The following is a 10,452-nucleotide window of genomic DNA, read 5'->3' as shown; positions in this document are numbered from 1 at the left end:
CCACCGTCCCACCGCCGCCCGCCGGCGGCGGGGGCGGCGAGGTTGTGGTCCCGCCGGCGGGCGGCGGTGGGACGGTGGTGGTGCCGCCGGTGGTCGGATCGCCGCCTCCGGTGGGCGGAGCCGGGTGATCGAAGCCGGGCAGGATCTCCGGATGCCGGGCCACCCACCAGGCGCCGCCGCCGATGGCGATGACGATCGGGGCCGCGGCCGCCCAGAGCCACGATCGGGACGAGCCGCGCGGCCGGGGCGGCGGGGCGGCGTCGACCGCGACCGGCGGCGCGATCAGGCTGCGCATCGAATGCGGCCGGTCGAGCGGGTCGGGGGCCAGCATCAGCCGGATCTGCCCGGCCAGGCTGGCGGGCACGCCCTCCAGCGCCGGCACCGTCTTCCGGGCCTCGATCGTGGCCATCATCGTCCGGCCCATCTCCAGCGGGCGGCCGCGCGCCGCCGCCGCCAGGACCAGGCCCAGGCTGTAGATGTCCGACCGGCCGTCGACCTGCCCGCCGAACAGGCCGGCCTGCTCCGGCGACGCCCAGGTCATCTTGCCGGCGAAGCCCTCGCCGATGATGGTCTGGGTGTTGGTGTCCGCCAGCTTGGCGATGCCGAAATCGATCACCTTGGCGCGGTCCAGCGCGCCATGCTCGAGGATGATGTTGTCCGGCGAGACGTCGCGGTGGAAGATGCCGCGGTCATGCGCCTCGGCCAGGCCGGCGGCCAGCCGGTCGCGCAGCCGCCCGACCTCCTCCGGCGCCAGCGGCCCCTGGCCGATGCGGTCGCGCAGCGACGGGCCCTCGACATACTCCATCACCAGGTGCAGCCGGCCGGTCTCGTCGCGGAACAGGCCGTCATAGCCGACGATCGCGTCGTGCCGGATCTTCCGCAGCGCCTCGGCCTCGCGCAGGAACAGCGTGGCGATCGACTCGTCGCCCACCAGCTCCGGCAGGATGATCTTGATGGCGTGCTGGGTCTTCTGGTCGGCGTGCTCGGCCTGGTAGATCTCGCCCATGCCGCCGCGGTTGATCAGCCGCACGACGCGGTAGGTGTGCAGGATCAGCGTGCCCGGCGTCAGCCCCGCCGCCGGCTCCCCCCGCGGCCGCCCGGACCGGGGGGAGACGGGCGCATCCGTCCGGCCGGTCCGCAGGCGGGTGGCGTCCGGCGCCGGATCATCGTCTGGCCCGGGCGGCGGCATGTCCGGCGCGCCGCTCACAGCCGCACCCCGTTGATCCGGCCGGGCGGCACCGTCAGGTCGTCATCGTCGGTGCAGGCCAGCGCCACCACCGTGACGTTGTCGGGCGCGCCGCGGCCGAGCGCCAGGTTGATCAGGCTGCGGGCCGCCTGGTCGGGCGGCAGCCGGTCCAGCAGGTTGGCGATCTCCGCGTCGGTCACCACCTTGGTCAGCCCGTCGCTGCACAGCAGGAAGACGTCGCCGTCGCGCACGGCGCTGCGCTCCATGTCCAGCTCCAGCGCCTGGGCCGCGCCGATCGCCCGGGTGATCACATTCGCCTGGGGGTGGGTCAGCGCCGCCTCGGGCGACAGCACGCCGCTGTCGACCAGCTCCTGGACATAGGAGTGGTCGCGGGTGATCTGCCACAGCTGGCGGTTGCGCAGCAGGTACAGCCGGCTGTCGCCCGCCCAAAGGCAGACGAAGCGGTCGGCATAGATCATCAGCACGACGGCGGTGGCGCCGATGGTCGCCCCCTGCCGCTCCGCCCTGGCGTGAATGGCCTGATGGGCCGCGATCAGCCGCGACCGCACCTCCTGGATGAAGCCGCTGCCGGACTCGGGCGGCCGCACCCGGGCCAGGGTGTCCACCACCATGCGGCTGGCCTCGTCGCCATGGCTGTGGCCGCCCATGCCGTCGGCCACGGCCCACAGCCCGATCTCCGGCCGGGACAGGAAGGCGTCCTCGTTGAGCCGCCGGACCGCGCCGGCATCGGTCAGGCCGATCGAGAGGAAGCGCAGCCGGTTCACCGTACGGCATCCTCCGCGGCGGCCGGCGGCCCCATGAAGGCCTGCGGCCAGATCGAGGCCGGCGGTAGGCCGTCCCCGGTCAGGTACCAGCCGCCATGGCTGGGGTTGGTCCAGAACCGCGACCGGCCGGCGGCGGCGCCGTAGCCGCCCAGCCTCAGGCCGGCGGTGCCGAGCGACGGCCCGTCCGTCAACGGATGGGCCTGCCAGCCCTGGTCGATCGGGACGATGGCGTCGGCATCGGCCAGCGGCGGTGGCTGCAGGCGGAACACCGACTCCTCCCACGCCTCGGGGCCGACGGCCTCGTCCAGCGCCGCCAGCGCCGCCGCCTCCAGCCCCTCGAACCAGGGGGCCGCCGTCAGCGGCGCCTCGGCCGGGGGATCGGTGTCGAGCGCGATCGCCAGCGTCAGCGGGAAATAGCGCCCGACGCGGTCGACGCTGGGCATCAGCACCCCGGCCATGGCCGGGCCGGCGCAGCCCGCCGGCAGCAGGAAGCGCCAGATCGGGGCGGTCAGGAAGCGGTCCAGCCAGGCCTCGCCCAGCCCGTCCCGGGTCGCCGCCATGCCGGCCTGCAGCCACCCGTCCCACGGCGTCACGAAGCTGACCGGCAGCCCGCGGGTGACGAAATCCCCCAGCCAGGGCAGCTTGCCGAAGAAGCCCGGGTGGTCCCGGCCCTCGGTCAGAACGCCTGCGGGCATTGGAAATCCCTCAGCTGCGGCAGGGTGAAGGGGTTGAGGACGCTGCCGGTGCGGACCTCGAAGGTGGCGCTGGCGCCGCCGGCCGACACGGTGAAGCGGAACCGGTCGCTGGCCGAGGCGCCGCCGACCCGCGACTGGTCGATCAGCCGGAACAGCGCCCAGGGGCCGTCCTGGCTGATGCCGCCCAGCGGCGTGCCGGTCTCGCCGGTGAACGACACCCGCGCCTGGTTGGCGCCGGTGCCCGGCCAGCGCAGGGCCGCGGTCTGCTGCGGGCCGTGGTCGTAGCTGATGACCTGGCCGTTGATGTCGAGCAGGACGTTCGCGGCGTTGGCCGACAGGTCGACCGGCTGGATCTCCAGCCCGACGCTGGGCTGGGTGCCGCCCTGCGGGAAGAAGGCGTCGCGGATGCGCGCGGCCTTCTCGAACTGCGCCAGCGTGCCGTCGCTGATGCCGAGATCGACATTGTTCAGCTTGGTCCAGCGCCACGGGCTGCGCGAGGTGTCGACATACTGGGCCAGGTTCTTGGTGAAGAACCCGTCGATCAGCCCGCCGGGGGCGAACAGGCGGCCGAAATCGTCCAGCTTCACATCCTGCCTGCTGCCGCGGGCGAAGGGGTAGCGGCCGCCCAGCGCCGCCTGGCACAGCGGCCGGCCGGTCGTGTTCCAGTCGGCGTTGAGCCCGCGCCGGGCGCCGCCGATCGTGGCCTCCGACGTGGCCTGCGAGATCTGGTTGGCCCAGCCGCGCATCACCTCGGGCGCACGGCCGGCCGACGCCGTCAGCTGCTGCGCCAGGCCCGCCAGCTCGGCGTTGGCCGCGGCGCCGCCGGCGCCGGGCGCCATGGCGCTGCGGGTCATCTGGCGATAGATGTCGGCCATCGTCCGGATCATGTCGTCCAGCGGCGACGCGCCGCCGTTCGGCCCCTCGACGAAGGCGCGGAGGTCGCGGAACCGGTCCGAGACATAGGCGCCCGGCGCCGGGGCGTCGGCGGCAGTGGCGCCGCCGCCCAGCCGGGTCTTGGCATAGTCCTGCGCCAGCAGCGTCGCCAGCCGCCCGGCCGGGCCCAGCGCCCGCTGCGCCGCGGCCGTGGCCTCGTCGGCGGCCATGCCGGCGGCGGCCTTCTGGCCGTCGGTCAGCCCGGCCGGCGCGGCGCCAGCGGCGGGCTCGGGCGGCGCTGCCGCCAGGTCGGTCTCCTTCGCCGCCGCGCGCAGCAGGGTCGCGAGGGGGGAGCTGGGCCCCGACAGGATGTTCAGGGTCTCGATCGCGTGGTCCTGGCTCTGGAACGGCACGATCTGGACGTCGGCCAGCAGCCCGTTCCAGGCGGAGATGTAGTCATTGTAGTACAGCTGCAGCGCGTCGCCGGCGATCCGGGCGATGGCCGCATCGTCCGGGTCCCCCGGCGGCGCCTGGGGATCCACCACCCAGCGCTCGGACGCCACCATCCGGGCCGCGTGCTCCAGGCCGGCCAGGACGGTCTCGTGGAAGCCGCGATAGGTATAGACCCCGGGGATGCCCTCGCCCAGGCCCTTGCCAGAGGGGCGGGCCAGCACCCGGCTCGCCTCGGGCCCACCATTAGCGCCGATGGTCCATTCCGGCAGCGCCGCCACCGCGGGGTCCGACAGCAGCATCTTGTACGCGCTCTCCGCCGGCGGCGCGGCGCCCAGGATGCGGCGGGCCTGGTCGACCAGCTTGCCGTCGATGCCGACCACGGTGATCGGCCGCTCCAGCAGCGCCGCGGTGTGGTCGAGGATCGCCTGGCGGTGCGGCGCGTTGTCGGCGCCGGGATAGCGCTGGTCCAGGTCGACCTTGAGCCAGGCCAGGATGGTGTCGCGGTCGATCTCCGGCGCCCGGCCGCCCAGCATCAGGTACGATTTCAGCGCGACATAGGCGAGGTTCGACGGCGCCTTGACCCCGCGCAGGATGTCTTCGAGCCGCACCACCAGCCGCGGCAGCAGCAGCGTGTTCAGCGCGCGGCGGTAGGAGGGGACGGTGCCCTGGGACAGCACGTCGCCCTGGTACAGGCCGAACTGCATTGCGACCGGCACGTCGTCGTTCCGCCGGTCATAGCCGGTCGGCATCGCCCGCAGCAGGTCCAGCGCCGGCAGCACCGTCGCCAGGTCGGCGTTGCGGACCGGCCCGACCGCGTCGCCCAGCTTGGCGCCGTAGTCGTTCAGGCCGGACTGGACGGAGGAAATCAGCTCCCGGTTGCCGAGATAGCTGACGGTCCAGGCGGACAGGCCGCCGGCCAGCACCAGCAGGGCCGCGGTGGTCGCGCCCCAGCGCACCCAGCGCAGCCGGCGCTCCACCTTGGGGTTGGTCGAGACGATATGCGCCTCGGCGAAGACCACCCGCCGCAGCAGGTCGGTCAGGAAATAGCTGCGGCCGCGGCCCTGGGGCGGGGCCATCTGCTGCCGGTCCAGCCCGAAGGACTGGGCCATGGCGCCCATCAGCCGGTCGAACGGCGTGCCCTCCTGCGTGCCGCTGGTCAGATAGGCGCCGCGCAGCAGCGGGCGGCTGTCGTAGCGGCTGGGCCGGAACGCCTCGGCCAGGAACTCGTCCAGCGGCTCGCGCAGCGACGCGACCTGGGCCGGGAAGCCGTAGATCAGGCTGCGGTTGCGGATGTCCGGCTCCTGGTGCAGCCGGGTGACCACCCGCTCGTTCAGCCGGTCGACCAGCCGGTCGAACTCCTTCAGGAACCCGGTGACCGCGCCCTGTTCGCCCTTGCCCTCGTCGAAGGCGAAGCTGATGCCCCAGACCTGCTCGCGCGCCTCGCGGTCCAGGTCGTCGAAGAACTCGCTGAAGCCGGCCAGCAGGTCGGCCTTGGTGAACAGCACATAGACCGGGAAGCGGACGCCCAGCTCGTCGCTCAGCTCCTGCAGCCGCTGCCGCACGGCGCGGGCATGGGCCGACCGCTCGGCCTCGGGCATGATGGCGAGGTCGGAGATGCTGACGCAGATCAGCGCGCCGTTGATCGGCTGCCGCGGCCGGTTGCGCTTGAGCAGGCCGAGGAAGCCCTTCCAGGCGGCGGCGTCGCGGGCGGCATGGCTGTCCTGGGTGGTGTAGCGGCCGGCGGTGTCGATCAGCACCGCCTCGTTGGTGAACCACCAGTCGCAGTTCCGGGTGCCGCCGATGCCGCGGATGGCGTCACGGCCCTGGCCGGTGCGCTCGGCCAGCGGGAAGTCGACGCCGGAGTTCACCAGCGCCGTGGTCTTCCCGGCACCGGGCGGCCCGATCAGGATGTACCAGGGCAGCTCGTACAGCCAGCGGCGGCCACCCTTCTTGCCCAGCCGCGTGTTCTTCAGGACCGCCAGCGCCTCGGTCAGGCGGCCGCGGATGGTCTCGATCTCCTCCTCCGCCGCCTCGCCGGGGCTGGCGGCTTCCTGCGCCATGTCGTCGACCAGCCGCGCATTGGCGTTGCGGCTGCGGACGATCGACCAGGCCACGGCGAAGGCCCAGATCACCAGCAGCGCCGCGATCACCGCCACACGCACCAGCTCGCTTTCCAGCGGCCGGGCGTCGGCGAAGGCGAAAAGGGGTCCGACGAACCACACAATGGCGGCCAGCAGCAGCACCCCGATCAGGGTGACGAACCAGCGTGCCGTCAGGATGGAGAGGATCTTGCGCATCGGCTCTCGTCGTTCGCCCGGGCGTCAGCCGCCGCCGGTCGGCTTGATCAGGATGACCTCGACGCGGCGGTTCTGCGCGCGCGCCTCGGGCGTGGTGTCCGGCGTCACCAGCGGTTCCGTGTCGCCCTTGGCCTCGACGGAGAAGCGGCCGGTGCCGACGATCTTCTCGAAGATCCCCTTCACGCTGTTGGCCCGGGCCAGCGACAGCTCGATGTTCGAGCCGAAGCGCGCGCTCCGGATCTTCTGGCTGTCGGTGTGGCCCTCGATCACCACCTGGCCGGGCTCGGTCTTCAGCGCCTCGCCGATGCGGTTCAGGATCGACAGGCGCTTCGGGGTCACCGCGTCGCTGGCCGAGGCGAACAGGTCGCTGCCGTTGATCCGGACCCGGACCGACTGCTGGTCCTCGGTCACCGTGACCAGGCCCTCCTTGATCTCGGGCTCCAGGAACTTCTTCAGGCGGACGCCGGAGCTCTCGACCACCACCTTCGGCGGCGGGGGCGGCGCCGGCGGCTCGACCGGGGTCGTCCGCTCGATCACCACCGGGCCCTGCGGCGGGGCGCTCGCCGCAGCGGCCATGGCCGGGTCCAGCGCCGCGTCGAGGAACCAGCGGAAGGTGAAGAAGGCGGCGACCAGGACGGCGCCGGTCGCGGCCCCGATGACCCAGAGCGGGACGATGCGGCCGAGGGCGCGCCGCTCGGCCACGACGCCCTTCCAGTGCGGCGACAGGGCGGCCTCGCGCTCGCCGCGCAGGCGGCGGATGGCGCGGTACAGCGAATCCCGGATCTCCGCCAGCTTCGCCGGGCCCCGCGCATCGACGCGGTAGCGGCCCTCGAAGCCGAGCGACAGGCAGACATAGTACAGCTCGAGGATCTCCAGCGTCCGCTCGGGATCCTTCATCAGGTGGTCGAGGATGTCGAAGAAGCGCTCGCCGCCCCAGGTCTCGTTGTAGAAGGTCGAGACCATGGACTGCTTGGTCCACAGGCTCTGGCTGCCCCAGGGCGTGTTCAGCACCAGGTCGTCGATCGTGGCGCACAGGCCGTAGCGGGCGGCGCGGATCGCCTCGGCCGAGGCGCCGGCGGCCAGGGCGGTGCGCTCGAAGCTGCGGATCTCGGCGACCACGCGCTCGCGCAGCAGCGGCACGTCGCGATGCACCGCCCGGTTCTTCAGCCGCACGGCCAGGGCCAGCAGCGGCGCGGCCGCCTGGGTGACGGCGTTCAGGCCGGTCGGCGCCAGCGGCACCACGCCGGCCGGGCCGTCCGGCAGGCCGGCGGCCAGGCGCGACCGGGGGGCGACGACGCGCGGCGCGATGGTGCCGTCGCCCTCCTGTCCTTCCCCGACCACGGCGGCGGGCCGGGCCCCGCCGGGGCGGGGGCGGATGACGGTGCGGTCACCGTCCTTCGGGTCGGCGAAGGGATCGTCTTCGGCCATCGGCTATCCTTGGGGGGCCTTGATCGCCCAGCACTCCAGCTGCAGGTTCGGGAACTCGCCGGCGACGTGCACGGCCATGCCGCCGGAGGATTTCAGCTCCTCCCAGAACCGGCCGGTGCGGTCCATCTCGAAATAGATCACGCCGGGATGGTAGGGCAGCTGCCGCGGCGCGACCGGAAGCGGGCGGATGGTGATGCCGGGCAGGGCCGCGTTCACCAGGTTCCGGATCTGCTCGACCGGCCCGATCTTGATCTGCGACGGGAAGTGGCGGCGCAGGGCGTCGGCCGAGGCGTCGGCGCGCACCGCCAGGATGAAGGCGGCCTGGTCCAGCAGCGACCGGTCGGCGATCGGCGCCACCCGGATGCCGTAGCGCCGCTCCTCCAGCGGGATCGGGATGGCGCTCTGCTCCAGCACCGCCGACAGCGACTGTCGCAGCTCGATCATCACTGCCTGGAAGCAGCGCTGCAGGTCGTCATGGCGATAGGGCGGGAAGGCGACCGGCCGCTTGTCCCGGCCGGTGAAGCTGGCCAGCTCGCCCGCCAGCTCCAGCATGGCGGCGTACAGCCGCTCCGGATGGATGCCGGGGGTGACGGCGAAATGGGCCATCACCGGCTCGGCCCGGTTGACCAGCTGCAGCAGCAGGAAATCCGCCACCTCGGCCACGCCCTGGGTGCCGGAGGCGTTGACCCGGCCGGCCAGCGCCTCGCCGCGATGATGCAGCAGGCCCAGCACCTCGGAGACGAAGCCCGACAGGCCGGCCGAGGCCTGGCAGGTCAGGCTGGGCGGGATGTACTTGTCGTCCAGCACGATCGACCGGTCCGACCGGACCTCGATGATCCGCGCCAGGCCCAGGCAGACATAGCCGGAGCGGTCCTCCGTCTCCAGGAGGTAGCGCAGCCGCAGCCGGGCCACCTGGATCGCGGACACCGCCGGCGAATAGGCGTTGGCGTCCGATGCCTCGAAATCGATGGCGGCGTAGCGGGCGGTGTCGCTGCTGGCCGTCGCGTGGTCGATGTCGGGGTGGCCCGGCTGGCGCACCGGCACCGCCAGGTAGACGATCGTGTTCTTGGTCGCTTCCGGCACCGTCAGCGGCGGCGGGTGGTCGACATCCTCCGGGATGCCGAAGGGGGTGCCGTCCTCCAGCACGCCATGGGCCGCGGTGATCGCGAACTTGCCGGTGGTCAGCAGCTCGCGGTTGATGGTCAGGGCACCGATGCCCCAGCCATGCGGCATCAGGTCGGCCAGCCGCGCGCGCACCAGCTTCTCGACATAGCGGTCGAATTGCTGGAAGTGGTGGGTCCGCAGGAACATCCCCTCGGACCAGACGACCTTGTTGTCCCAGGCCATGAGCGGCTATTCCCCGGCCCTGGCCGTGACCTCGGCGGCGCCGACGGTGATGGCGACGGTGCCGGTCGACGCCGGGTCGACCGCGACCGAGGTGCGCCAGCGGGCATGGTCGATGTCGCGGAAGCCGGCGACCACACCGATCACCTGAGTGGCGGGATCCAGCTTCAGGGGCAGCGACCGGCTCTGGCCGGGCGTCACCAGGGCCTGGTCATGCGCCACCAGCGTGTCGCCCAGCGCGCCCTGTGGATCGCTGGTCAGCTTGAAATAGTCGGACTGGTCCAGGACCGAGCCCGACTTCAGCTGATAGATCCGCACCACGATAGGCGACGGCCGATGCGACGCGTCCGGGTTGACGTCCGGGCTGGCGGAGACGGTGGCCGTCGCGTCGCGCGGGGTGGGGGCCGTGGCGCCGCAGCCCGACAGCAGGGTTGCGGCGAGCAGGGCTCCGGCGAATCTGCGTGATCCCATTTTTCCTATTCCCCAGCAGGCCGTAGCATTGCGATCCTGTGTAGCAAGCGCATGAGTCCGAGGCCACATCATGGCGGGCTTCGGCCATTCCCGTCCCCGCGGCCTCAGATCCGGTCCTTCAGCCTGCCATAGCCTTCCGCGAAGGACGGGCCGAAGACCTCGCGGATGTTGTTCGACGCCGTTTCGGCCGTCCGGCGGTGCAGCGCGACATAGGCATCCCACAGCTTGGCCTTGCGGCCGCCCGGCAGCACGCCGCCCAGTCCGCCGGTGGCCGTTCCGGCCTCGATCGCCGCCGGGCTGAGCGTGTCGAGCAGGTGGCGCAGCGCCTGCTCCATGCCGCCGACCGTGCCGATCTGGTGCTCATGCAGGTCGTGGAACCCCTCGGCGATGGCGTCCGCCCCCTTGGCGAAGGCGGGCAAAGGCGGGTTCAGGATGGCGGCGATCGCCTCCGCCGGAGTCGCCGAGAATTTCAGCGGGTTGTTGTTGCGCGGCTGGATCGAGGTGCGCTCGATCCGGAACTCGCCCTTCAGCGCCGACCGGGCGTTCAGCGCCTCGATCAGGCCCTGCACGCTGGTCCGCACGATCTCGCCGAAGATGGCCGCGATCTCAGGCCCGCGCTCGGCCGGGAAGCGGGTGGGGTCGAGCCCAGCCGCCTCCAGCATCGTCCGCAGCAGGTCGTGGCTCCCGGCCGGCAGCGGTGCGGGGGCCGGCTCCGCCCGGGCCTCGGCCGGGAGCCACGACCTGCTGCGGACGATGCTGGAGGCGGCTGGGCTCGACCCCACCCGCTTCCCGGCCGAGCGCGGGCCTGAGATCGCGGCCATCTTCGGCGAGATCGTGCGGACCAGCGTGCAGGGCCTCGATCCAGCCGCGCAACAACAACCCGCTGAAATTCTCGGCGACTCCGGCGGAGGCGATCGCCG

The 10,452-nt window shown here is 72.7% G+C and carries 8 protein-coding genes; all 8 read right to left on the bottom strand.

Annotated features, from left to right (window positions below):
* The coding region (locus tag BWR60_RS34275; protein ID WP_230983271.1) for a serine/threonine-protein kinase at nt 1–1,207 on the bottom strand (1,207 nt) is incomplete at its 3' end.
* The gene (locus tag BWR60_RS34270; RefSeq protein WP_088157537.1) at nt 1,204–1,971 is read right to left on the bottom strand and encodes a PP2C family protein-serine/threonine phosphatase; all 768 of its coding nucleotides are present in this window, start codon (nt 1,969–1,971) and stop codon (nt 1,204–1,206) included. The genes BWR60_RS34270 and BWR60_RS34275, both read right to left, overlap by 4 nt.
* Nucleotides 1,968–2,666 (bottom strand): type VI secretion system-associated protein TagF, encoded by a 699-nt coding sequence (tagF, locus tag BWR60_RS34265; protein WP_088157535.1) that lies wholly within the window; start codon nt 2,664–2,666, stop codon nt 1,968–1,970. The genes BWR60_RS34270 and tagF overlap by 4 nt, the downstream gene beginning before the upstream one ends.
* The gene (tssM, locus tag BWR60_RS34260) at nt 2,648–6,289 is read right to left on the bottom strand and encodes a type VI secretion system membrane subunit TssM (RefSeq protein ID WP_088157533.1); all 3,642 of its coding nucleotides are present in this window, start codon (nt 6,287–6,289) and stop codon (nt 2,648–2,650) included. Before tssM ends, tagF begins: the two co-directional genes overlap by 19 nt.
* A 24-nt stretch (nt 6,290–6,313) precedes the next feature.
* Nucleotides 6,314–7,717: a type IVB secretion system protein IcmH/DotU gene (icmH, locus tag BWR60_RS34255; protein WP_088157531.1), complete on the bottom strand. Its 1,404-nt coding sequence runs from the start codon at nt 7,715–7,717 to the stop codon at nt 6,314–6,316.
* A gap of 3 nt (nt 7,718–7,720) precedes the next feature.
* The gene (tssK, locus tag BWR60_RS34250; protein ID WP_088157529.1) at nt 7,721–9,064 is read right to left on the bottom strand and encodes a type VI secretion system baseplate subunit TssK; all 1,344 of its coding nucleotides are present in this window, start codon (nt 9,062–9,064) and stop codon (nt 7,721–7,723) included.
* A 6-nt stretch (nt 9,065–9,070) separates the two neighbouring features.
* Nucleotides 9,071–9,532 (bottom strand): type VI secretion system lipoprotein TssJ, encoded by a 462-nt coding sequence (gene tssJ / locus BWR60_RS34245; RefSeq protein ID WP_179222066.1) that lies wholly within the window; start codon nt 9,530–9,532, stop codon nt 9,071–9,073.
* 104 nt (nt 9,533–9,636) lie between these two features.
* Entirely contained in the window at nt 9,637–10,353 is a 717-nt protein-coding gene (gene tagH / locus BWR60_RS34240) for a type VI secretion system-associated FHA domain protein TagH (RefSeq protein ID WP_088157525.1), read from the bottom strand.
* Nucleotides 10,354–10,452 lie beyond the last annotated feature (99 nt).

The sequence above is a fragment of the Inquilinus limosus genome (assembly GCF_002195995.1).
Classification (GTDB): domain Bacteria; phylum Pseudomonadota; class Alphaproteobacteria; order DSM-16000; family Inquilinaceae; genus Inquilinus; species Inquilinus limosus_C.
Note: the sequence above shows the minus strand (reverse complement) of the source record. Positions and strands in the feature narration are given on the sequence as shown.